25 protein-coding genes are annotated in these 20,319 nt (G+C 67.7%); 17 read left to right on the top strand and 8 right to left on the bottom strand.

Annotated features, from left to right (window positions below; translation table 11 throughout):
* The first annotated feature begins 15 nt into the window (after positions 1-15).
* Positions 16-855 (top strand): class I SAM-dependent methyltransferase, encoded by an 840-nt coding sequence (locus NO362_RS07385; RefSeq protein ID WP_256544737.1) that lies wholly within the window; start codon positions 16-18, stop codon positions 853-855.
* A 40-nt stretch (positions 856-895) separates the two neighbouring features.
* On the opposite strand, the gene surE is transcribed toward NO362_RS07385, so the two are convergent.
* The 3 genes from surE to NO362_RS07400 form a co-directional block, all read right to left on the bottom strand.
* A complete protein-coding gene (gene surE / locus NO362_RS07390) occupies positions 896-1,699 on the bottom strand; it encodes a 5'/3'-nucleotidase SurE (protein WP_256544738.1) in 804 nt (267 codons plus the stop codon).
* 110 nt (positions 1,700-1,809) lie between these two features.
* Entirely contained in the window at positions 1,810-3,306 is a 1,497-nt protein-coding gene (locus tag NO362_RS07395) for a small ribosomal subunit Rsm22 family protein (RefSeq protein ID WP_256544739.1), read from the bottom strand.
* Positions 3,303-4,085: a prephenate dehydrogenase/arogenate dehydrogenase family protein gene (locus NO362_RS07400; RefSeq protein ID WP_256544740.1), complete on the bottom strand. Its 783-nt coding sequence runs from the start codon at positions 4,083-4,085 to the stop codon at positions 3,303-3,305. Before NO362_RS07400 ends, NO362_RS07395 begins: the two co-directional genes overlap by 4 nt.
* 297 nt (positions 4,086-4,382) lie before the next feature.
* Between NO362_RS07400 and NO362_RS07405 the strand changes: the two genes are divergently transcribed.
* Positions 4,383-4,886: a hypothetical protein gene (locus tag NO362_RS07405; protein WP_121568174.1), complete on the top strand. Its 504-nt coding sequence runs from the start codon at positions 4,383-4,385 to the stop codon at positions 4,884-4,886.
* Positions 4,887-4,920: 34 nt separating this feature from the next.
* Here NO362_RS07405 and NO362_RS07410 read toward each other — a convergent pair whose 3' ends face one another.
* Positions 4,921-6,132: a M24 family metallopeptidase gene (locus tag NO362_RS07410; protein WP_256544741.1), complete on the bottom strand. Its 1,212-nt coding sequence runs from the start codon at positions 6,130-6,132 to the stop codon at positions 4,921-4,923.
* A 147-nt stretch (positions 6,133-6,279) separates the two neighbouring features.
* Here NO362_RS07410 and srp19 point away from each other — a divergent pair, with 147 nt between their 5' ends.
* The 3 genes from srp19 (at position 6,280) to NO362_RS07425 (ending at position 7,925) form a co-directional block, all read left to right on the top strand.
* Complete coding sequence (srp19, locus tag NO362_RS07415; protein WP_256544742.1) at positions 6,280-6,561, top strand: signal recognition particle subunit SRP19; 282 nt, start codon at positions 6,280-6,282, stop codon at positions 6,559-6,561.
* Between the two features lies 1 nt (position 6,562).
* Complete coding sequence (locus NO362_RS07420) at positions 6,563-6,790, top strand: H/ACA ribonucleoprotein complex subunit GAR1 (protein WP_256544743.1); 228 nt, start codon at positions 6,563-6,565, stop codon at positions 6,788-6,790.
* Positions 6,791-6,860: 70 nt separating this feature from the next.
* Complete coding sequence (locus tag NO362_RS07425; protein ID WP_256544744.1) at positions 6,861-7,925, top strand: presenilin family intramembrane aspartyl protease PSH; 1,065 nt, start codon at positions 6,861-6,863, stop codon at positions 7,923-7,925.
* Positions 7,926-7,945: 20 nt separating this feature from the next.
* Here the strand turns inward: NO362_RS07425 and NO362_RS07430 are convergent, their stop codons facing one another.
* Positions 7,946-8,446 carry a PUA domain-containing protein gene (locus NO362_RS07430; protein ID WP_256288121.1) on the bottom strand — a complete coding sequence of 167 codons (501 nt, stop codon included), beginning with the start codon at positions 8,444-8,446 and terminating at the stop codon, positions 7,946-7,948.
* Between the two features lie 314 nt (positions 8,447-8,760).
* On the opposite strand from NO362_RS07430, the gene NO362_RS07435 reads away from it, so the two are divergent.
* Positions 8,761-8,937, top strand: a complete 177-nt coding sequence (locus NO362_RS07435) for a hypothetical protein (protein ID WP_256544745.1) — start codon at positions 8,761-8,763, stop codon at positions 8,935-8,937.
* Positions 8,938-8,979: 42 nt separating this feature from the next.
* Here the strand turns inward: NO362_RS07435 and NO362_RS07440 are convergent, their stop codons facing one another.
* Positions 8,980-9,477, bottom strand: a complete 498-nt coding sequence (locus tag NO362_RS07440) for a LabA-like NYN domain-containing protein (protein ID WP_121568180.1) — start codon at positions 9,475-9,477, stop codon at positions 8,980-8,982.
* Positions 9,478-9,804: 327 nt separating this feature from the next.
* On the opposite strand from NO362_RS07440, the gene dapA reads away from it, so the two are divergent.
* From dapA to psmA, 11 genes are all read left to right on the top strand, one after another.
* Entirely contained in the window at positions 9,805-10,722 is a 918-nt protein-coding gene (gene dapA / locus NO362_RS07445; RefSeq protein ID WP_256544746.1) for a 4-hydroxy-tetrahydrodipicolinate synthase, read from the top strand.
* Positions 10,723-11,541: a 4-hydroxy-tetrahydrodipicolinate reductase gene (dapB, locus tag NO362_RS07450; RefSeq protein WP_256544747.1), complete on the top strand. Its 819-nt coding sequence runs from the start codon at positions 10,723-10,725 to the stop codon at positions 11,539-11,541.
* 2 nt (positions 11,542-11,543) lie between these two features.
* Positions 11,544-12,389, top strand: a complete 846-nt coding sequence (locus NO362_RS07455) for a 2,3,4,5-tetrahydropyridine-2,6-dicarboxylate N-succinyltransferase (protein WP_256288125.1) — start codon at positions 11,544-11,546, stop codon at positions 12,387-12,389.
* Positions 12,386-13,633 (top strand): diaminopimelate decarboxylase, encoded by a 1,248-nt coding sequence (lysA, locus tag NO362_RS07460; RefSeq protein WP_256544748.1) that lies wholly within the window; start codon positions 12,386-12,388, stop codon positions 13,631-13,633. Before NO362_RS07455 ends, lysA begins: the two co-directional genes overlap by 4 nt.
* The gene (gene dapF / locus NO362_RS07465; RefSeq protein ID WP_256544749.1) at positions 13,630-14,511 is read left to right on the top strand and encodes a diaminopimelate epimerase; all 882 of its coding nucleotides are present in this window, start codon (positions 13,630-13,632) and stop codon (positions 14,509-14,511) included. The genes lysA and dapF overlap by 4 nt, the downstream gene beginning before the upstream one ends.
* Positions 14,512-15,624 carry a M20 family metallopeptidase gene (locus tag NO362_RS07470; RefSeq protein WP_256544750.1) on the top strand — a complete coding sequence of 371 codons (1,113 nt, stop codon included), beginning with the start codon at positions 14,512-14,514 and terminating at the stop codon, positions 15,622-15,624. It abuts the gene before it with no gap.
* Positions 15,625-15,736: 112 nt separating this feature from the next.
* Entirely contained in the window at positions 15,737-16,291 is a 555-nt protein-coding gene (locus NO362_RS07475) for a BGTF surface domain-containing protein (RefSeq protein WP_256544751.1), read from the top strand.
* 71 nt (positions 16,292-16,362) lie between these two features.
* Entirely contained in the window at positions 16,363-17,073 is a 711-nt protein-coding gene (locus NO362_RS07480) for an RNase P subunit p30 family protein (protein WP_256544752.1), read from the top strand.
* Complete coding sequence (locus NO362_RS07485; protein ID WP_256544753.1) at positions 17,057-17,722, top strand: class I SAM-dependent methyltransferase; 666 nt, start codon at positions 17,057-17,059, stop codon at positions 17,720-17,722. The genes NO362_RS07480 and NO362_RS07485 overlap by 17 nt, the downstream gene beginning before the upstream one ends.
* 7 nt (positions 17,723-17,729) lie before the next feature.
* The gene (locus NO362_RS07490) at positions 17,730-18,209 is read left to right on the top strand and encodes an Rpp14/Pop5 family protein (protein ID WP_121568190.1); all 480 of its coding nucleotides are present in this window, start codon (positions 17,730-17,732) and stop codon (positions 18,207-18,209) included.
* A 4-nt stretch (positions 18,210-18,213) separates the two neighbouring features.
* Positions 18,214-18,978 carry an archaeal proteasome endopeptidase complex subunit alpha gene (gene psmA / locus NO362_RS07495; RefSeq protein ID WP_256544754.1) on the top strand — a complete coding sequence of 255 codons (765 nt, stop codon included), beginning with the start codon at positions 18,214-18,216 and terminating at the stop codon, positions 18,976-18,978.
* A gap of 192 nt (positions 18,979-19,170) precedes the next feature.
* Here psmA and NO362_RS07500 read toward each other — a convergent pair whose 3' ends face one another.
* Together NO362_RS07500 and NO362_RS07505 are read right to left on the bottom strand one after the other, a co-directional pair.
* Entirely contained in the window at positions 19,171-19,521 is a 351-nt protein-coding gene (locus NO362_RS07500; protein ID WP_121568192.1) for a helix-turn-helix transcriptional regulator, read from the bottom strand.
* A gap of 25 nt (positions 19,522-19,546) precedes the next feature.
* Entirely contained in the window at positions 19,547-20,308 is a 762-nt protein-coding gene (locus tag NO362_RS07505) for an NRDE family protein (protein ID WP_256544755.1), read from the bottom strand.
* Positions 20,309-20,319: the final 11 nt, after the last annotated feature.

Here is a 20,319-nt window from a genome sequence, read left to right on the forward strand (position 1 = left end):
GTGCAACTGGGGCCAATGACCGCTCCGAGCGAGGACACGGCCGGTGACGTGAACGACACTACAGACACGGACGACACTACAGACGCCGATGGCTCCGAAGACACGAACGACTGGGACACGACGGCCTACGACGGGTCGCACTCGTTCGTCTACGAGTACGGCTCCGACGTCGTCGAACTACTCGACCCGCAACCGGACGAGCGGATCCTCGATCTCGGCTGCGGCACGGGACATCTGACCGACCGTATCGCGGATGCTTGCGCGGAGGTCGTCGGCATCGATCAGTCGGCCGAGATGATCGAGACCGCACGCGAGGCCCACCCAGACCGGCAGTTCGTCCGGGCCGACGCCCGCGACTTCGACGCCGAGGAACCGTTCGACGCCGTGTTCTCGAACGCCGCCCTCCACTGGATCCACGAGCAGGACGACGTCATCGACGCGGTGGCGGAGGCGCTCGAACCCGGCGGGCGGTTCGTCGCCGAACTGGGCGGTACGGGGAACGTCGGCAGCATCGTCGGCGCGATTCAGGCCGAACTGGACGCGCGCGGGTACGAACCGCCGACGGAGCCCTGGTACTTCCCGACCGTCGGCGAACACGCCACACGCCTCGAAGATCACGGATTCGAGGTCCGCTACGCGCGCCTGTTCGATCGCCCGACCGAACTCGAGGAGGGCGAAAACGGCCTGGCGGCGTGGATCGAGATGTTTGGTGACCGGCTTCTCGGCCCGGTGCCGGAATCAGAACGCGGTGCCGTCGTCTCGGCGGTCGAAGACCGACTCCGAGAGGATCTCTACGACGACGGGACGTGGACCGCCGACTACCGGCGATTGCGGTTCGTCGCCGTCCTCGAATGAGCCACGGCGTGCGCGTGCTGGCGTTCTCCCGATCTCGTCGTTAGATCGCGTCGAGATACGTCTCGGCGAGTCCGTCCAGCGCTTCGTGATGCTCGGTCGTGTGCGGCGCGGTCAGCGGCGAGACCGACACCTTGCCCTCGACGACTGCGCGGCGGTCGGTGCCTTCCGGATCCGGGATGTCGCCCGCGCGCATCATCTCCCATATGCCGTCGTGGAGTGTGATCCGACCGTTACCGTCGTGCTCGGCCGTCATCTCGTACAGGGTCGACGGGCGCGTGATCTCGAGCGGTGCGGGGCCGCTCTCCGGGTCGACGATGGGCGCGTTGATGTTCAGATACTCCGCCTGTTCGAACACGCCCGCGCCGAGCGCGTGTTCGAGCAGGTACGTCGTCGCGCGCGTCGCGTTCGCGAAGTCTGCGGGGTCGGTGGCCTGCTCGCGCCACGGCGTGTCGCCGTCGCCGGGGACGTACAGCGAGACAGCGATCGCCGGGACGTCGAAGAACGCCGATTCGACGGCCGCGCTGACGGTTCCCGACCGACCGAGGACGTACGCCCCGAGATTCGCGCCCTTGTTACAGCCGGCGACGACGACGTCGACCTCCGGACACAGCGATTCGAGGCCGGCGACGACGCAGTCGGCGGGGGTGCCGTCGATCGCGTACCCCAGGTCGTGCTCGCGGACGGCGACGTCGTTCGAGAGTTGGCGTCCGACGGCGCTCTGGTCGTTTGCGGGCGCGACAGCAGTCACGTCTGTGAACGCCGAGAGCTCCTCGTACAGCGCCTGGAATCCGACGGCGTCGATGCCGTCGTCGTTCGTCAAGAGTACAGAGAGCGAATCGCTCATATCGGTATCTTCGCGGGACGGCGGAAAGGTGTACCGCCCGTGGCGGTCTTCAGAGGCGGTTTCCCAGATGGGATCGGTCAAGGGGACGGATCAGCGTGGGACGATCCGGCTCACGCGACGCCCTCGACGAACGTCTCGTCGTCGACGACGAGGTTGTACGCGCCCTCGTCGCCGTTCCACAGACAGAGGACGTTCTCGAACGCCAGCACGTCGCCGTAGTCGGCCGTGAGAAGCGCCTCGTTCAGCGGGTCGCGCGTGGTCGAGACCGCGTAGTGTTCGACCGACTCGCTGCCGTCGCTGATCTTGAACAGGGGATTGGCGTCGTCGCTGTCGGTCAGGTCGCGGCTCAACTTCACCGCGAGGAGATCGATTCGGTTCGTGACGTGTCGCTCCATCTCGGCCATCTTCGCGTGCCGATCCGGGTCGGCAAGGACGTCCGCGCGGCGCGCTCCGTCAGGCCGCAGAATCGCGTAGGAGAACTGGACCGTCTCGTTTCTGAACGTGCCGTCCCCGGGCGTGCGCCCGCTGGACTCGGGGACTGTCTCTGACTCCGAGTCGGCCGCAGCCCCGGTTCCTGTCTCGGCCGTGGACTCCACGCCAGCGTCGGCCGTCCCGGCCTCGTCGAGGCGGTGCTGGAACGGCGGTGCAGCGACGTCGCGGCGGCGATCGAACGACCAGCCGCGATCGGAGGGGGCCTCGCCCGGCCACAGTCGGAGCGTCGGCGCGTACACCGACACCGCAGACGCCGGCGGCGCGAGCGCGCGCTCGACGTCGCGGAGCCCGGTGCTGGTGTTGCGGTCGGCGGGTGCGATGGCGACGAACGAGCCGTCGTCTGCGACGGCGTCGAGATACCGAGACGCGACGGCTTCGGCGTCGTCGAGTTCGCTCAGCACGTTCGCGAAGACGACGAGATCGAACTCGCTCTCGGGCTCGAACGCCTCGGCGGTCTCGCGGTGGATCGTCGTCCGGAAGTTCCGTCCCGTCTCTTTCAGCAGCCGTTCGAGCACGTCGGCCGACGCGGACGGTTCGACGGCGTGGTAGTCGACGACGGCGTCCGCCGGAAGATAGTCGTGCAGCCCGAGCGCCGGCCCGCCGGTTCCCGCGCCGACGTCGAGGACGCGAAGCGTTCGGGGGAGGTGCTCGCGCTCTGCGAGGTCGTCGAGCACGTAGCCGATCGCCGCGTAGTAGTCAGAGAGATGATATATCGCGTACCCGAGCGCCGCCACCGCGTCGTATTCGACGGGGTTCTGCCGGTAGTAGTCCTCTTTGAGTCGGCGGATCGTCTCCCGTAACTGGTCGCCGGTCTCGCCGCGATGCCAGTTCGCCCCGTAGCGCTCGACGAGCAGGTCTTCCAGCGCGAACGCGTACGGTTCGGGAAACGTGTCGGGTTCCCATCCCGGTTGCGGCGCGGGGTCCTCGCTCACCGGAACGAACGTGCCGTCTTCGCGCTCTCTGAGGCCGAGGTCGTACGCCTCCTCGCGGAGTGTTTCGCGGACGACGGCCGGGTGCGGCGTCCCGTCGATGTACTCGTGGATCTCTTCGGGATCGATCGGGCGGACGTTTCGCAGGTACTTCGCGTTCGCGCGCACGGCCTCGCGGTCGATCATTCTGTGTCCCCGCGACCGTCTTCGGTCCTATCGGCGTGCTTCCGCTGTCGCTGTCTGGCCTCTTCGTACAACTGCTCGAAGGCGTCGCCCTCGGCGTCGGCGACGCGGCGTGCGGCCTCCGCGACGGCGTCGGCACCCTCGAACGACTCCTGAATCTCCCGGTAGACACGCGGGGTCCCCCCGGTCACGGTGTCGACGAGGTCCGACAGGACGCTTGAGATCGGCGTCGCAAACTCCTCGCGGACGTCCTCGGCCGCCAGCGCGTACGCGAGGACCGCCGTGTGCGCCCCCGCTTGCACGGTCTCCATCGCCGAATCGTGTTCGGCGGGGTCCGTCTCGAAGACGTGGTTGTCGGCGTCGGCGATGGCGTCGAGCGCGGCGTCCGTGAGGGGACCGGCGGCGTCGACGACGGCCGCGACGTTCCCTGGGGCGTTTTCCGGGGCGAAAAGCGGGTGCAGACTGACGCGCTCGCGGTCCGGCAGGTGTTCCCGCATCGCTTCCACGGGGTCGGCCATCACGCCGGTAACGTCGAGCATCGCGCGCCCGGCACGCTCGGCGTGGGCCGCAACCGCGTCCCGGACCGCACTGATCGGCACGGCGAGACAGACCACGTCGAACGTTTCCGTCGTATCGAGCGCGACGGCACGACCCTCCACTACGTCCGCAGCGGCGCTCGCGACAGCCCAGTCCCGGTCGGCGAACGCCACGTCGAACTCCGCCGCGAGCGTCTCGCCGGCCCAGCGACCCATCGCGCCGGCTCCGACGACGAGTACCTCCATCGCCGCCGACTACGCGCCGCCCCAATCAAAAGGGGTTCGGTGACGGTTTCGGGACCGACTCCGGGCGAGTTGTGAGCTACTTCCGGAATCAGCGCTGATATTCAGAGGAATACGTTTAACCGAGTGGTTACCCGTGTCTAGGTGGGGGAAAGGAGTCTGTACCGTCGCAAAACTGGCCGGTCGGCCAGACCGACAGCGTATGCTGACGGCACAGCGACTGCTATCGCCGCACAGTATGGGGATGAACACGCGCGTAATCGCTCTATAACAATAGGGGAATAGAGAAAGTAACCACCGATGAAGTTTCCTACGGTCTCCGGGAGAGACACACAGGGGCGTCGACTGACGCTTCCCGACGACTTGCACGGCGAACAGACGCTCGTCGTCGTTAGCTTTCATCAACGACAACGGTCGCTCGTCAACTCGTGGCGACAGTTCGCTTCCGAACTGTGCGAGCGGTTCGACCACTTCGGGTATTACGAGCTTACCGTCTGCGGCAAGGGCGGAATGCTCCCGCCACAATCGATGGGCGGAATGTCGCCCGCCAGCGCCCGCCAGCGCACACACGACAATACGGTCTTCCTCTCGGTCGACAAGCAGGCGTTCCGACGCCGCCTCGGGATCCTCGGCGAACAGACGATCTACGCGTTTCTGCTCGAAGACGACGACGTGGTTCGCCAGGCCGCCGGCGTACTCACGCCGAAGACCGGCGAGGCGCTGGAGTCGCTTCTCCAGTCGTACCGCGACGAGAAGCACCGCCAGCCGAACGGATCCGAGAGCGCCGGCGAGTCGTCGAGCTGATCGTATTGTTTTTCGGGCTGACGGGCGCGCTCCGTCAGAGTTGTAGTTCGATCGGGTGTTCGGTCAGGTTCTCGTAGCCGTCCTCGGTGACGACGACGAGATCTTCGATCCGAACGCCGCCGACTGCTGGGTCGTACAGCCCCGGCTCGATCGTGATGACGTGGCCCGGCCGCAGTTCGCCGCCGTCGGGCGAGATCCGCGGCAGCTCGTGTACGTCGAGGCCGACGCCGTGTCCCGTCGAGTGGATGAAGCCCGTTTCGGTCGTCGGGTCCGAACGGAGCGTCGGCAGGCCCGCGTCCTCGTAGACGTCGCAGGCGGCGTCGTGGACGGCTGCACCGGTCACGCCCGCCTCGACGGCGTCGAGAGCGGCGTCGAGCGCCTCGTGAGTCAACTCGAACCACTCGCGGACGGTCTCGGTCGGTTCGCCCTTCACGAACGTCCGCGTCATATCGGCGTGGTACTTCGTCGCCTTCGAGCGGGGGAAGATGTCGACGATGATCGGCTCGTTCGGCCGCAGCGGACCGCTCCCGCGATCGTGCGGGTCTGCAGCGTCCACGCCGCAGGCGACGATGGTCTCGTCGAGCGCGCAGCCGTGGCGGAGCAGCGTGACCTCGATCTCCTCTTTGACACGCTCGCTGGTCAGGACCGCACCGTTGTAGCGGAGGATCTGGTGGTCGCCGTCGGTCGTGTCGGCGTCTACCTCGTCCGACTGGACGATCGAGGCGTCTTCGAGCAGATCTGCTGCCGCCCGCATCGCCGCTTCGTTGGCCTGCTGGGCCGTGCGGATGTGTTCGATCTCCTCGGGCGTCTTTCGCGCGCGGATATCCGTCACGACGTCCTCGGTTTCGGGCGCGACCGCGACGCCGCGTTCGCGGAGATGGTCGGCGGGTCCGAGTGGGAACCGCTCAGGGGTGGCGACGCTGTCGACGCCGAGGTCGTCGAGCCACGCGGCGACGACGCGCGCCTTCGCTTCGCCTGCACCGTGCTCGGCGGCGAGCGCGCGGTAGTCGTAGTCGGCGAGGCGCGACACGTCGTCGGCTCGGCTCTCTTTCTTGGCGCGACCGTACTCCAGCGCAGAGACGAGCAGCGCCGTCCTCTCGGGCGTGTAGACGGTCACGAACGGGTCGGGTGCATCGAATCCTGAGAGGTAGCGCTGCGTCGAGTCCGAACTGTCGGCGTCGACGAGGTAGCCGTCGTGTCCGTCGGCGTCGAGATAGGCGTCGAGTTGCGAGAGATCGGGGTCCATAGCCGTTCGGTGGGACGCGGTCGGATAAAGAACCACGCTTCAGACGTCTTTCGGCGCCGACTCGATTCTCGACCGCCCTCCCTGATCGCCCTCGCGCGCCGGATTCGGACCACAACCGTATTACGGGCGCGCCGCGGTCGTTCGACTATGGCTGTCGAGAACGTCATCTGGCCGCGCTACCTCGACGCGTCCGTCTCTCGTGAGGACGGGCGACGGGTTCCGCTCGACGACGCCGTCGAGGATCCGACGGTCGACGAGATCGCGCAGGCCGTCCAGCAGATCGGCTACGACGCCGTCATCGAACGCGACGTAACGCACCCCCGCGAGTGGGACGCCCGGGGGCGCGTGCTCGTGAAAGGCGCCGAGGATTCGACGAAGAACGACCTCGTGCAGGCGGTCGCCGCCTACGCCGGGATCCTCCGGGGCTGAGATGCAGCGCCTCGGCACCGTCTCTCGAATGGCACAGAACCTCCTCATCGTCCGCTGCGACGACGCCGACCACCCCGACATCGGCGCGGAGGCCGTCGACGAGTCGCTCTCGACGGTCGGCCGCGTCGTCGACGTCTTCGGCCCGGTCACTCGGCCCTACGTCGCCGTCACGCCCGCGAGCGACGTGTCTCCGGCGTCGATCGTCGGCAAGCGGCTGTACGCGCGCTGAGCGCGGTCGCGCTGCACCGCCGAAGCCCGAAACACAATTCCCATAGTGCGTCGGCCGCAAATCAGAGCGTATGCGAAGACGCGTCGCCGCCGGCGTCGGGTTCGCCGCCCTGCTGTTCTTGCTCGTGCAACTCGGCGCGCTGGCGCTCGTGCCGACCTTCTACGAACAGGGGTATCAGACCGTCGAGGACCCCTCCGATCCGACGAACAGCCTGCTCTACATCGGCGCGATTCTCGTCGCGACGGCGGCGATGCTCGCGGCGTTCAAATTCGACCTCGACTGGCTCGTCCAGGGGTTCGTCGTCCTCGCCGCCGCGTCGCTGGCGTGGTACGTCTTCTCGGTGTTCCTCTCGCCGCTGGCCGCGATCGGCGCGTCGCTCGTCCTCGCGGCGCTTCTGGTCGTCCACCCCGAGTGGTACGTCATCGACGCCGCGGGCGTCCTGATGGGGGCGGGCGCTGCGGGCCTGTTCGGGATCAGTTTCGGACTCTTGCCGGCTATCGTCTTGCTCTCGATCCTCGCCGTCTACGACGCCATCAGCGTCTACGGCACCGAACATATGCTCGATTTGGCGGAGGGCGTGATGGATCTGAACCTCCCGGTCGTCCTGGTCGTCCCCACGACGCTCTCGTACTCGCTTTTAGACGCGAAAACGGCGGCCGACGACGGTGACGAACAGTCGGCGACGTACACCGACGGTGCGGGCGCGGAGACTGCTGAGACGGCGTCCGAAGGCGATACCGAGGCCGAGAGCGACGAGTCCGACGAAGCACCGATGGCTGCCGAGGAGACTCCTGCGGATGAAGACGTGGTCCCGGCAGATGAAGACGACGTCCGCGATGCTTTCTTCATCGGCCTCGGGGACGCCGTGATGCCCACGGTGATCATCGCCAGCGCGGCGTTCTTCCTCCCGGCGTCGCTCGCACCGTCGCTCGGCGTCCCCGGACTGCCGGCGCTCAATCTCCCGGCACTGACGGCGATGGTCGGGACGTTCGCCGGCCTGTTCACGCTGCTGGGGATGGTGCTGAAAGGTCGCGCCCACGCCGGACTCCCGCTGCTGAACGGCGGAGCTATCGGCGGCTATCTCGTCGGTGCGCTCGCTACTGGCGTCCCGCTCCTGACGGCGCTCGGGCTCTAAAACTCGCGTCGCCTCACGACTCAGTCGCCGTCGGCTTCCGCTTCTGCTCCTTCGCGTACGTGCACCGCCATCCCTGTCTGGAAGTCCGCCATCGCGTCGGCGGAGAGTTCCGCGCGGCCGACCGCGATGACGGTGTCGTCGTCGAGGACGACAGCGACCTCGTCGCCCGGTCGGACCGCCGGATCGACGTCGCGGACGAACTTCGCGAAGGCGTTCTTGCCGTCGCGGACGAACGGCTCGCTCTCCTCGCCGACCACGACGCGGGCGGTCGGCCGGTCGAGCGCGTCGACGAGTCGTCGCCCGCCGGCGACGCCGAGAGTGAACCGGCCGTCGGTTCCGTAGGAGACGACGCGGCCGTCCGCCGAGACGATCTGTCGCGGCCGGCCGCTCGTCGACCGGCGAATCGTCAACGACTCGCTGCCGTCGTCCGGAAACAGCGCCCGGCCCGCGCCCGCACCGAACTGGTAGTCGGCGATCGTCCGCAGTTCCGCGAGCGTCTTCTCGCGGTTCGCGTCAGTCATACCCGGTCGTTCCGGGCCGACCGTCAAGACACTCGCGGTCCACGTCCGAGGAGAAGACGTCCGGGTTCTGGTTCCGGCGAGTGGCCGCCCGGGGCCTGATACTGTCGGACAGAACGATGTGAAAAGTATCGGCACCCCGTGGGTGCCAGAATGATTCACGAACTGCTGTCCAACAGTATGAGTGCGGTTCTTCGCACACGGAACGATCTGCCGCTTTTCGCTCCTGTGTGCCGTTCCTCACACCTGTGCGTGACTCTCGCACACTCACTGCGACTCGAAAACGTATATATACCGGTGGGAACTGGGATTGTGGTATGGCTGTCAACGTGCGACTGGTCGCGGTCGGGGCACTGCTCCTCGTCGCGAGCAGTGGCCTCCTCTTCGAGACGGGCGTCAGCAACCTCCTCGCTGCCGCCGTCGCCGCGATCGCAGTCGCTGGCTCGGCGCTCGCGCTCCTCCGTGCGGGTACGGGCGACGCTCGCGCCGCCTGAAACGACGCCGCCACCCGACAGACGTCGCCTCCGATACCGCGCTTACAGCAGGAACGTCTCTTTTCGCTCCGAGAGGTCGAGGAACGTGTCCGCAGCCTCGATCAGTTCTTCGGCCGTCGACTCCTCGAAGGCCATCACCTCGACGCGGACGCCCTCGTGACGCAGGTGCGAACATAGCCTGGAGAAGTCGCCGTCGCCCGTACAGAGGACGACCGTGTCGACGTGGTTCGCGAGCGTGACGGCGTCGAGACTCATCCCGACGTCCCAGTCGGCCTTCTTCGAGCCGTCGCCGAACGTCTTGATCTCCTTGATCTTCGGCTCGAAGCCGATGTCGACGAGCGCGTCGAAGAAGCTCTCCTCTTCGGGCGCGTCCGCGCGGATGACGTACGCGATCGCGCGGGTGAGGTCGCGTCCGGCGACGCCCTTCTCCAACAGCGCGGAGTAATCGATGTTCCGCGAGTAGAGGCTCTGGGCCGTGTGATAGAGGTTCTGGGCGTCTGCGAGCATCGCCACCCGCTGACTCGGGTGAATTTCGGTCATACAGTCTCTGGGGAGGCCACACTACATGAATGTCCGGTCCCGTCGGTCCCGGTAGTGCGGCGGATCTGCGCCCGACGGCGAAACGTATATTATGCGGGAGGGATGTCTGTGAACTGTGACGCGCGCCACGACGCCTGCGACGGATTCGCCCCGTTCGCCAGCGGTACGTGGCCTTCTTTTCATCGGTAAAAAACGCGCGCCTTAACGCTCTAGGCGGGAGTGGCATCCCCGTCTTTGGCGACCCCACGACCGGGCGCGCATCGACGGTCGGCCGACGACCAACCGATACACCCTACCGACTGCGACTCGCAGTACCCCCTACCAACGATGACACAGATCGACTTCACCGGCGTGTTCCCCGCGATGACCACGCCGTTCACCGACGACGGACGGATCGACCACGAAACGCTCGCCGCCGACGCCCAGCGCCTCGAAGCCGCCGGCGTCGCCGGCCTCGTGCCCGCCGGATCGACCGGCGAGAGCGCGACGCTGACGCACGACGAACACATCGAGGTCGTCGAGACGGTCGTCGAAGCCGTCGACGACGTCCCCGTCATCGCCGGTTCCGGCTCGAACTCGACCCACGAGGCGCTCGACCTCTCACAGCGCGCTGCCGACGCCGGCGCTGACGGACTGCTCCTCATCTCGCCGTACTACAACAAGCCCGAACAGGCAGGCCTCCGCGAGCACTTCCTCGCGATCGCCGACGCGGTCGATCTCCCACAGATCGTCTACAACGTGCCGAGCCGCACGGGCCAGAACATCGAACCCGAGACGGTCGCTGCGCTGGCTTCACACGAGAACATCACGGCGTACAAGGCCGCGAGCGGCGACATCAGTCAGATTTCCGAGGTCATCGAGTACACACGCGACGAAGACCTGTCGGTGCTCGCGGGCGACGACGCGCTGACGCTGCCGATCTGTTCGCTTGGTGGCCGCGGCGTCATCTCCGTCGCCGGCAACGTCGAACCCGAGCGGATGGTCGACCTCGTCGACGCCGCGCTCGAAGACGAGATGGACCGCGCCCGCGAACGTCACTTCGAGCTCTCGCCGCTGTTCCGACAGCTCTTCGTCGAGACGAACCCCATCCCGGTCAAGGCCGCGATGGAGATTCGCGGCTACGCTCCCGGGAAGCTCCGCTCGCCGCTCACGGACCTCTCCGCGGAGCCGCGCGCGGAGCTCGAAGAAATCCTCGCGGATCTCGAAGCCGACGCGGAGCAGCGCGAGCAGACGGAGGCAGTATAGATGAGCGGCGGTCTCCGCGTCGCGATCACGGGCGCGAGCGGCCGGATGGGCGGTGAACTACTCGCCGCCGCTGCCGACCGCGACGACGTCGAGTTCGTCCTCGCGGCGACTCAATCGCCCGGGGCATTCCCCAGCGGTGACGTCCCGGCTGCCGACACGGTCGTCGACGATACTGAACTCGATGGGGCGCTTGCCGAACACGACGTCGACGTCCTCGTCGACTTCACCGTGCCGGGCGCGAGCGTCGAATACCTCCGCACGGCCGCGGCGAACGACGTCGCGGTCGTCGTCGGGACGACCGGCTACAGCGAACTCCAGCGGACCGAACTCGGCGAGGTCGCCGAAGCCGTCCCCTTCCTGAAGGCCTCGAACTTCTCTCGCGGCGTGGCGGCGCTCCGGCGGTCCGTCAGGGAGGCCGTCGCGGCGCTCCCCGGCTACGACATCGAACTGACGGAGACCCACCACAACGGCAAGCGCGACGCGCCCTCCGGCACGGCGCTGTCGATCCTCGACGACGTCGACGAGGTCCGCGACACCGAGGCCGAGCGCGTCAACGGCCGCGTCGGCGAACAGCCGCGAGAGGGCGAGGAGATCGGCGTCCACGCCCGCCGCGCGGGCGATGTCACGGGCGAGCACGAGATCCTTCTGGCCGGCAACGACGAGGTACTCGAACTGACTCATCGGGCCGGCTCGCGCGGCATCTTCGCCGCCGGCGCGCTCGACGCGGCAGCCTGGCTCGCCGGACGCGACGCCGGCCGCTACGATTTCGACGAAGTCTTAGATGCCGACAGTGACGAGAGTGACACAGGAGCACACTGACAATGGGACTCGAATCCGACGTGACGGACCTGTGGCAGCGCTACCAGGACGACGAACTCTCCGCCGACACCGCTGGCTCTGCGATCGAGTCGACGCTCAACGCCTTCCTCGAAGCCCTCGAAACGGGTGACGTACGGGCGGCCGAGCAGGTGGGCGAGAGCGGCCCCGACGGCTGGGTCGTCAACGAGTGGGTCAAGCAGGGCATTCTCCTGAACTTCGGCCTGCGGGAGACGCTCCCCCGCGAGTACGGCGACGTCACGTACTACGACGTCCTGCCGCTGCGTTCGACCACCGACCTCGGCGGGCGCGGCACCCGCAACACGCCCGACGGGACGGCGATCCGCCGCGGTGCGTACCTCGGCTCGGACTGCATTATGATGTCGCCGTCGTTCGTCAACATCGGCGCGTACGTCGGCGACGGGACGCTCGTCGACTCCTGCGACACCGTCGGTTCCTGCGCCCAACTGGGCGAGAACGTCAAACTCGGCGCGAACACGCTCATCGGCGGCGTGCTCGAACCGGTCGAGGACGCGCCCGTGATCATCGAGGACGGCGTCTCGCTGGGTGCAGGCTGTCGCGTCACCTCTGGATTCCACGTCGGCGAGAACACGGTCGTCGGCGAGAACACGCTTCTCAGCCCCCGGATTCCGGTCTACGACCTCGTCGAGGAGGAAGTCATCTACGGCCACCTGCCGTCGAACCGCCGCGCGTTCACGCGCTACGTCGAGTCCTCGCTCGGCGATCACGACCTCTTCGAGTCCGGCGCGTACAAGCCGGCGGTCGTCGCGCTCGACATCGAAGACGACACGCTCGATAAGACCCGCCGCGAGGAGGCGCTTCGGGAATGAGCGAGGGCGGCGACGGCGGGCCGGCGGTTCGCCGCCTCGACGAGTGGGACGAGGAGACGCTCGTCGCGTTCGCCGAGGAGTACGAGACCCCGCTCTACGTCGTCGACCTCCGTAGAGTCGAAGCGAACTGCACCCGACTTCTGGACGCGTTCCCCGGCGCCGACGTCCGGTACGCCGCGAAGGCCCACACCGGCCAGTCCGTGCTTCGAACCGTCCGCGAGGCCGGCCTCGACGTCGAGTGCGCGTCCGCCGGCGAGGTCGAACGCGCTTTCGAGGCCGGATTCACTGGCGATCGAATCCAGTACACGGCGGTCAATCCGCCCGCTCGCGACCTCGATCTGGTCGTCGAGCGCTGGCGCGAACATCCCGGGCTGACGATCACCGTCGGCGCGGCCGACACCGTCGATCGCCTCCGCGACCGCGGCTTCGACGGCCGCCTCTGCATCCGCGCGAATCCGGGCGTCGGCGCGGGCCACCACGAGAAGGTTCAGACCGGTGCGAACGCGAAGTTCGGCATTCCGATCGAACGCGTTCCCGACCTCGCGGAACCGTGGGCCGCCGAGTTCGACCTCGTCGGCGTCCACGCCCACGCGGGCAGCGGCATCTCCGGCGAGGACCTCTCGGAGCACCGCGAGTTGGTCCGCCGGATGGGAGATCTCACCCGCGACGTCGAATCCCGCGTCGGTTCCCTGGAGTTCGTCGACGTCGGCGGCGGTTTCGGCGTGCCGTACCGCGACGACGAACCGCCGCTGGATCTCGACGCCGTCGCCGACGCGACGCGTGAGGCGCTCGGCGAGGTCGACGCGACGCTCGCAGTCGAACCCGGACGCTACGTCGTCGCCGACGCCGGCGTGCTCCTCACGCGGGTCAACACGGTCAAGGAGGCTCGCGACGCTACCGTCGCCGGCGTCGACGCCGGGATGACGACGCTGCTCCGGCCGGCGATGTACGACGCGTACCACGAAATCCGCAATCTCTCTGCATCTGCCGACGCCGAATCGATGCCCGTCACCGTAGCGGGACCTATTTGTGAGTCGGCGGACGTACTGTGCGAGCACAGACCGCTCTCGCGGCCCAGACGGGGCCACCTCCTCGCCGTGGGTAACGCGGGCGCGTACGGATACGAGATGTCGAGCACCTACAACTCTCGACCCCGGCCGGCGGAAGTCGCCCTCTCTGAGACGACGGTCCGACTCGCCCGGCGACGGGAAACCCTGACTGACCTCACCGAACTAGAACAATGAGCGTACTGCACGACCACGTACCAGTAGAGAAGTACCACGGCACCGGCAACGACTTCATCGTCGTCGACGCCGTCGAATCGATTCCCGACCGCCCGGCGTTCGCCACGACCCACTGCGACCGCGAGACCGGCGTGACACACGACGACTCGCCGCGCACCGGCGCGGACGGCGTTCTCTTTCTCGCACTCGAAGACCGGTACTCGCCGCCGCGCATCGTGATGACGCTCGTCCAACCGGACGGCTCCGTCGCCGCGATGTGTGGCAACGGTGCCCGCGTTGCCGCCGCCTGGGGCGCCGAACAGACCGGCTCGGACGTGCTGATGATCGACACGCCCGCCGGAACCCGCCGCGCGGATGTCGACGGTGACCACGTCACCATCGAGATGGGCGAACCCACCTTCGCCCCTCGTGACGTGCCGCTGGATCGCGACGCCGAACTCGTCGAAGAAGACGTCGAAGGCCTCACCGTCACCGCGGTGAACACCGGCGTCCCCCACGCGGTCGCGGTCGTCGACGACGTCGACGACGTGGACCTCGAAGCCGTCGCACCGGACGTCCGCCACGCGGACGTCTTCCCGGAGGGAGCCAACGTCACGCTCGCCTCCCGCGTCGAGGACGACGAGGGCAACCCCCACTTCCGACAGCGGACCTACGAGCGCGGCGTCGAGGGCGAGACCCAGTCCTGCGGGACCGGTGCCGTCGCTGTCGCTGCGGTCGCAAAGCGCCTCGGCCTCGTCGACGGCAGCGCACCCGTGACCGTCAGCCCGCCGGGCGGCGACCTGGAGATCACCGTGCCGGACGACGGACCGGCAACGCTCGCCGGCCCCGCCGAGCGGGAGTTCGCGAGCGAACTCGACGTCGTCGTGCGCTCGGCGTAGATGGCCGACGACGACTTCGATCCCGTCGCGTTCCTCGAAGACGCCGTTCCGATAGCCTCCAACGAGAGCGTCGAGGAGATGCGCGCGCTCCTCGTCGAGACGCTCGAAGCCCACGGCCTCGACGCCCGCGTCGACGACGCGGGCAACACGCTCGCTGCGAAGGGCGCCACCGAATCCGACGCGGACACGCATCTCGTCTTCAACACCCACATCGACACCGTCTCGCCACACGTGCCGTTCGAGCGCGAGGAGGCGGACAGCGAGACGACCCGCATCCACGGCCGCGGCTCCTGCGACGCGAAGGGGCCGCTCGCAGCTATTCTCGCCGCGTTCTTCGCTGTCGACCCACGCGAGGACGCCCGCGTGACGCTCGCAGTAACGCCCGACGAGGAGAAACTCTCGACGGGCGCGGCCGCGCTGGATCTCGAGGCCGACTGCTACGTCGTCGGCGAACCGACCGATCTGGACGTCTGCACCGCCGCGAAGGGGCGTTTCCAGGGAACGCTCACGCTCACCGGCTCGGCCGCGCACGCCGCCGAACCGACGTCGGGCGTGAACGCCATCGCCGGACTGGAAGCCGCACTCACGGTGATTCGACAGTTCGACGACGGGCGTGACCCGCATCCGCAACTCGGCGCGGCGACGCTGACGCCGACGACCGTGACGGGCGGCGACGCGACGAACCAGATCCCGGCGCACTGTGAACTCGTTCTCGACCGCCGGAGCGTCCCGCCGGAGACGGCCGAAGAGTTCCGAACGGGACTCGAAACGGCCGTTCGCGCCGCCGTCGCCGACGACGTCGGCGTCGACTTCTCGCTCACGGACCGCCCGACGCCGTTTCTGGAAGCGTTCGCGACCGACGAAGAGCACGCCCTCGTGCAGACACTCGCGGCCGCGTCGGAGCGGGCCGGCGGATCCGGGACCGTCCGCCCGTTCACGGCCGCGACCGAGGCGTCGTACTTCTCGCCCGCCCCCGTGGTCGTCTTCGGTCCGGGCGTTCTCGCCGACGACGAGGGGGCCGTCGCCCACGCCGAGCGCGAGTACGTCGACGTCGACGACGTCGAGCGCGCGGCCGCTGCGCTCACCGACGCGACGCGGCAACTCGTCGGCTGATCGGCCGAGCGGCCGGTCTAGTGGGGCGGAACGAGCCGCTCCGTCGGCGCTCAAGCGACGATTTAAGCATTCCCCGCCTACTTGGTCGCCACACTCGTCTCCCCGAGTGGGTATGATCGATAGCCCTCCAACAGATCGTATCGCACAGATCGCAAGCGAGATCGAGCACAGCGTACCAGCGGCACGTTCGTTCGTCTCGCTCGCACTCGTCGCCACGCTCGTACTCTCGGCGGCCGCCGTTCCCGCGACCGCACAGGCGGACGAGGAGCCGTTTCAACTCGATACGGAGTTGGTCTCGTCGACGGCGGAGGTGACGATCGCCGGAACGACGACGCTCGATCCGGGTACCGAACTGCAGATTCGCGTCCAGTCCGCGGGCGAGACTGACCCGCAGTTCCTCAAGACGCAAGCGGCGACCGTCGGTGAGGATGGGTCTTGGAACGCGACTTTCGACCTCTCGGCGGTCGAGACGCACGACTCGATCACAATTACTGTGGCAGGGCCGGACGGGAACCAGACTGCTGACTTCGACGTCCCGATCCGGAACGATCAGTCGATGCCGACCGAATCTGGCTCGGGTACGTCGACGCCCGGATTCGGCGTCGCCGGCGCCGTCGCCGGCGTTCTCGGCAGTGCGGCCGTGCTCAGGCGGCGTCGCGGTCGCTGACCGTATCCTCGATTCGCGCGCTACTTCGACCGATCGTAACTGCCATACTCGCCCGGCCTGTTCTTCGGACTATGTACGAGGCGGTTCACGCCCACCCGGACGGACAGAGCACGGCCGCACGCTTCGCGACGACGGCCGAGCGCTACGGGTACGAGGGCGTGATCGTCCGCGCTGACGACGCCGACCCCGACTACGAACGTCTCCGTGAGGACCTCGCGGCCGACGTCGTCGACGCCGCCGAGATCGTCGCTGCCGACCCACAACACGCCAGCGGCGCGGTCGGGAACGCGCGCACAAAGCACACGCTCGTGTTCGTCTGCGGCGGGACGAACGCGCTGAATCGCTTCGCTGTCGAGCAGGACCGCGTCGACGTGCTCACGCGGCCGTTCGAGGGGGCAAACGGGAGCGGTGACGGCGACTTCAACCACGTGCTCGCGAAGGCCGCCAGCGAGCACAGCGTCTGGATCGAAGTGAACCTCGCGCCTGTCCTCAGAAATCGAGGCGGCCACCGCGTTCAGCACCTCGAGAAACTCCGTCGGCTGAAGCGGCTCGTCGACCACTACGACGCCCCCTACGTCGTCAGCGCGAATCCGCAATCGCACCTGCAGCTCCGCGCGCCCCGGGAGCTCGCCGCGCTCGGTGCGGAGATCGGCCTCGGAGAAGAGTGGACACGCGAGGGGCTCGACGCGTGGGGACGGCTGATCGCCCGGAACCGTGAGCGACTCTCCGAGTCGTTCATTGCCCCGGGCGTCGAACGTGGCCGATATGAAGAAGACGATTGACGAACACGCCGCGCGCTTCTCGGCGGTCGCCGACTCGTACGACGACGAGTCGGACTCTGCAGAGTACCTCGCGTGTGCGGATTTAGTCGTTGAACACGCCGCTCCCGGTCCCGACGACGTGGTCCTCGACCTCGGGACGGGAACCGGGGCGATCGCGCTCGCGCTGGCACCGAACGCGAAGCGCGTGATCGGCCGCGACATCAGCGAGGGGATGCTGGCTGAGGCGCGCGCGAAGGCCGGCGACGCGGGCCTGGAAAACGTCGAGTTCGGCGAGGGCCGCTTCCGCGACCCCAACTACGACGGTCCGGTGGACGTCGTCACCTCGAACTTCGCGATGCATCACCTCTCCGACGCGGAGAAACGGGAGGCGATCGCCGCCATCGCCGACCTGAATCCGCGGCGCTTCGTGCTCGGCGACCTGATGTTCTCCGGAGCGCCCGACCCCGACGAGCCCTTCTACAGCCCCGAGGTCGACGACCCCGCGACCGTCGGGACGCTCGTCGACGCGCTGACTGACGAGGGGTTCGTCCTCACGGCCGTCGAGCGCGTCCACGAGCAGGTCGGCGTCCTCGTCGCCGAACGGTTCGGCGACGCGAGCGAACGCGTCAGCGTCGCGGACGCGGACGCTACCACAGACGGCGCGGAGTGAACCGCCCGTGAAGCACCTTCCGAAACACCTCCAGCCGCGCTGGCGGTATCTGGCCGTCGAGATCGAGACCTGGCCCGACGCGGAGTTCGACCGCGGGGCATTCCAGCGGGACCTCTGGTACGCGGCACAGAACCTCTACGGCGACGTCGGGAGCGCGGAGACGGATCTGACGGTGCTCTCGTTCGACCTCGATGGCGGCGACGGCGAGACGATCGTGCGGGCGTATCGGGGCACGGAAGACCGCGCCCGGGCAGCGCTCGCGACCGTCGACGCGGTCGACGGCACCCCCGTCGGCCTCCGTGTTCGCGGAATTTCGGGCACTGTTCGTGCCTGTGAGGAAAGGTATTTGAACGGCCGGACCGGACGTGGAAAACAGAGAGACGTCGTGTTCGAGAACGAACCCCACCCTGCCGTCGTCCGCGGGACGCGCGTCGACGTCGAGGGCACCGACGGGTTCGCGGGCGCGACGCGGCTCGATTTCGAGTGATACTATGCAGGGACAAGCCCAACAGCAGGCATACGATCGTGGGATCACGATTTTCTCGCCCGACGGTCGTCTCTATCAGGTGGAGTACGCGCGGGAAGCAGTCAAGCGAGGGACCGCGAGCGTCGGGGTCCGGACGCCCGAGGGAGTCGTCCTCGCGGCCGACAAGCGTTCTCGCTCTCCGCTGATGGAGCCGACGAGCGTCGAGAAGATCCACAAGGCCGACGACCACGCCGGCATCGCCTCGGCGGGCCACGTCGCGGACGCGCGACAGCTCATCGACTTCGCGCGCCGTCAGGCGCAGGTCAACCGCCTCCGCTACGGCGAAGCCGTCGGCATCGAGACGCTGACGAAGAACGTCACCGACCACATCCAGCAGTACACGCAGGTCGGCGGCGCCCGTCCGTTCGGCGTCGCGCTGCTCATCGGCGGCATCGAGAACGGCTCGCCGCGCCTCTACGAGACGGACCCCTCCGGGACGCCCTACGAGTGGAAGGCCGTCTCGATCGGTGCGGACCGCGGGGACATCCAGGAGCACCTCGAAGAGAACTACGAGGACGAGATGACGCTCGACGAGGGCGTCGGCCTGGCGCTTCGCGCGATCGCCTCCGCGAACGACGACGAACTCACGGCCGCGGGCGTCGACGTCGCGACCGTCTCCGCCGAGTCCGAGGCGTTCGTCGAACTCGAAAACGACGAAATCGAACCGTACATCGTCGAGAACGACCTCGAACCGGCCGAAGAAGACGAAGACGACGAAGCCGACGAATAACGGCGTCGGACCGCGGTACTTCTCCGCTTTCGCGACCTGTCTATAGTAGCGTCGTTCCAGTCAACGACTGTACCCGTTCGAAAATCCCGCCAGCCGGACCGTTTTGCAGCTATTCGGGACACGCGGGTTCGGGACACACGCGGCTACCGAGCGCGCGAACGAGCGACGATGGAATGCAGAAACGAGCCGCGTTTAGTACTCTTCGTACGCGAGATTCATCAGCCACTGCGAGAAGGCGTCGCTGTTGTGGTTGACCTCCTCCTCGCCGATGAACGGCGAGAGCATATCGCCTGCCATCAGGAGCGAAAAGTCGAGGTCCCGCGCGGCCGGTTCCAGATGGTAGGTGTTGTGTCCCTCATAGACCGTCTCCTCGCGTTCGATCAGGCCGAGCGACGCGAGTCGTTCGGCGATCCGGCTGCCCTTCCGCGAGGAGATGTCGAGTTCCTTCCAGAAGTCGCTCTGGTGGATCCCACCCGTCTCTCGGATGAGTTCCAGCGCTTCGCGTTCGTCGTCCGAGAGATCGGCTTCGGCGGCTGCGCTCATACCCCGACCGACGCCCGCGACTCGTTTAAATTTGACCTTCGACCCGGTCGAAGGCGGTGTCGCAGGGGGCCCCGTCGGCGAACTGGAACTCGGCGTCGCCGTCGGCCGAGAGCGTGATCAGCGACGAGGACCGCGTCCCGAAGTCCCGGTCCGACTCGTGGACGCACACGCCGTACTCGTGGGTTCCGAGAACCTCCTTCGCGCGGTCGAGCCAGGCGGACGCGGAGTCCCACTTCCGCGAGTCCAACTCCGTCCGGACCTGCTGGGCGTTGTGAGCCTGGATCGCCCCCACCTCGGGCCGCCACTCGGGTTCGACGAACTCGCCGTCGATGCCGACGTTGACGACGACGTGGACGCCGGGCGTCAGTCTTCGAACGTTCAGCGAACCGTCCCACTCGAAGAAGTAGGCTCGGGGATCGTCGCCCCCGCGCTCGGCTACGACGAGATGAAACCCGTCGTAAGTGTCCGCGGCGACGGCGTCTTCGATCGTCTCGCGCGCATCGACGGCGCTCTCGGCGCGCAGCGCGTCGCGAACGAGCAGTCCGCGGGAGCGCTCTCCACCGTCGGGCACGTCGACCCAGCGGTTCGTGAGGCCGACGAAGACGCCGTGTTCGTTGTAGCCGATCCACGTCCCGCCGGCGACCGCGTCCCGCGGCGCGACGAACGACGGGTCGCCGTCGACGACGGCCGGCGGTTCGGACTCTCGATCCAGCAGTTCGTCACGGTTCGCCGCGACGACGACGGGCGCGTCCTCGAATGCGCGCCAGGCGAGCGTCAGTGTACACACGCCCGCCTCTT

The organism is Halobellus inordinatus (assembly GCF_024498335.1).
Classification (GTDB): Archaea; Halobacteriota; Halobacteria; order Halobacteriales; family Haloferacaceae; genus Haloquadratum; species Haloquadratum inordinatus.

Bases quoted from the DNA above. Each gene is read 5' to 3' on its own strand.
- NO362_RS07480 (WP_256544752.1), top strand. From the start codon at position 16,363: ATGTACGAGGCGGTTCACGCCCACCCGGACGGACAGAGCACGGCCGCA.
- NO362_RS07420 (WP_256544743.1), top strand. From the start codon at position 6,563: ATGCAGCGCCTCGGCACCGTCTCTCGAATGGCACAGAACCTCCTCATC.
- dapA (WP_256544746.1), top strand. From the start codon at position 9,805: ATGACACAGATCGACTTCACCGGCGTGTTCCCCGCGATGACCACGCCG.
- NO362_RS07470 (WP_256544750.1), top strand. From the start codon at position 14,512: ATGGCCGACGACGACTTCGATCCCGTCGCGTTCCTCGAAGACGCCGTT.
- NO362_RS07395 (WP_256544739.1), bottom strand. From the start codon at position 3,306: ATGATCGACCGCGAGGCCGTGCGCGCGAACGCGAAGTACCTGCGAAAC.
- NO362_RS07430 (WP_256288121.1), bottom strand. From the start codon at position 8,446: ATGACTGACGCGAACCGCGAGAAGACGCTCGCGGAACTGCGGACGATC.
- srp19 (WP_256544742.1), top strand. From the start codon at position 6,280: ATGGCTGTCGAGAACGTCATCTGGCCGCGCTACCTCGACGCGTCCGTC.
- dapF (WP_256544749.1), top strand. From the start codon at position 13,630: ATGAGCGTACTGCACGACCACGTACCAGTAGAGAAGTACCACGGCACC.
- NO362_RS07435 (WP_256544745.1), top strand. From the start codon at position 8,761: ATGGCTGTCAACGTGCGACTGGTCGCGGTCGGGGCACTGCTCCTCGTC.
- psmA (WP_256544754.1), top strand. From the start codon at position 18,214: ATGCAGGGACAAGCCCAACAGCAGGCATACGATCGTGGGATCACGATT.
- NO362_RS07410 (WP_256544741.1), bottom strand. From the start codon at position 6,132: ATGGACCCCGATCTCTCGCAACTCGACGCCTATCTCGACGCCGACGGA.
- NO362_RS07440 (WP_121568180.1), bottom strand. From the start codon at position 9,477: ATGACCGAAATTCACCCGAGTCAGCGGGTGGCGATGCTCGCAGACGCC.
- surE (WP_256544738.1), bottom strand. From the start codon at position 1,699: ATGAGCGATTCGCTCTCTGTACTCTTGACGAACGACGACGGCATCGAC.
- NO362_RS07455 (WP_256288125.1), top strand. From the start codon at position 11,544: ATGGGACTCGAATCCGACGTGACGGACCTGTGGCAGCGCTACCAGGAC.
- NO362_RS07405 (WP_121568174.1), top strand. From the start codon at position 4,383: ATGAAGTTTCCTACGGTCTCCGGGAGAGACACACAGGGGCGTCGACTG.
- lysA (WP_256544748.1), top strand. From the start codon at position 12,386: ATGAGCGAGGGCGGCGACGGCGGGCCGGCGGTTCGCCGCCTCGACGAG.
- NO362_RS07500 (WP_121568192.1), bottom strand. From the start codon at position 19,521: ATGAGCGCAGCCGCCGAAGCCGATCTCTCGGACGACGAACGCGAAGCG.
- NO362_RS07485 (WP_256544753.1), top strand. From the start codon at position 17,057: ATGAAGAAGACGATTGACGAACACGCCGCGCGCTTCTCGGCGGTCGCC.
- dapB (WP_256544747.1), top strand. From the start codon at position 10,723: ATGAGCGGCGGTCTCCGCGTCGCGATCACGGGCGCGAGCGGCCGGATG.
- NO362_RS07425 (WP_256544744.1), top strand. From the start codon at position 6,861: ATGCGAAGACGCGTCGCCGCCGGCGTCGGGTTCGCCGCCCTGCTGTTC.
- NO362_RS07475 (WP_256544751.1), top strand. From the start codon at position 15,737: ATGATCGATAGCCCTCCAACAGATCGTATCGCACAGATCGCAAGCGAG.
- NO362_RS07400 (WP_256544740.1), bottom strand. From the start codon at position 4,085: ATGGAGGTACTCGTCGTCGGAGCCGGCGCGATGGGTCGCTGGGCCGGC.
- NO362_RS07385 (WP_256544737.1), top strand. From the start codon at position 16: ATGACCGCTCCGAGCGAGGACACGGCCGGTGACGTGAACGACACTACA.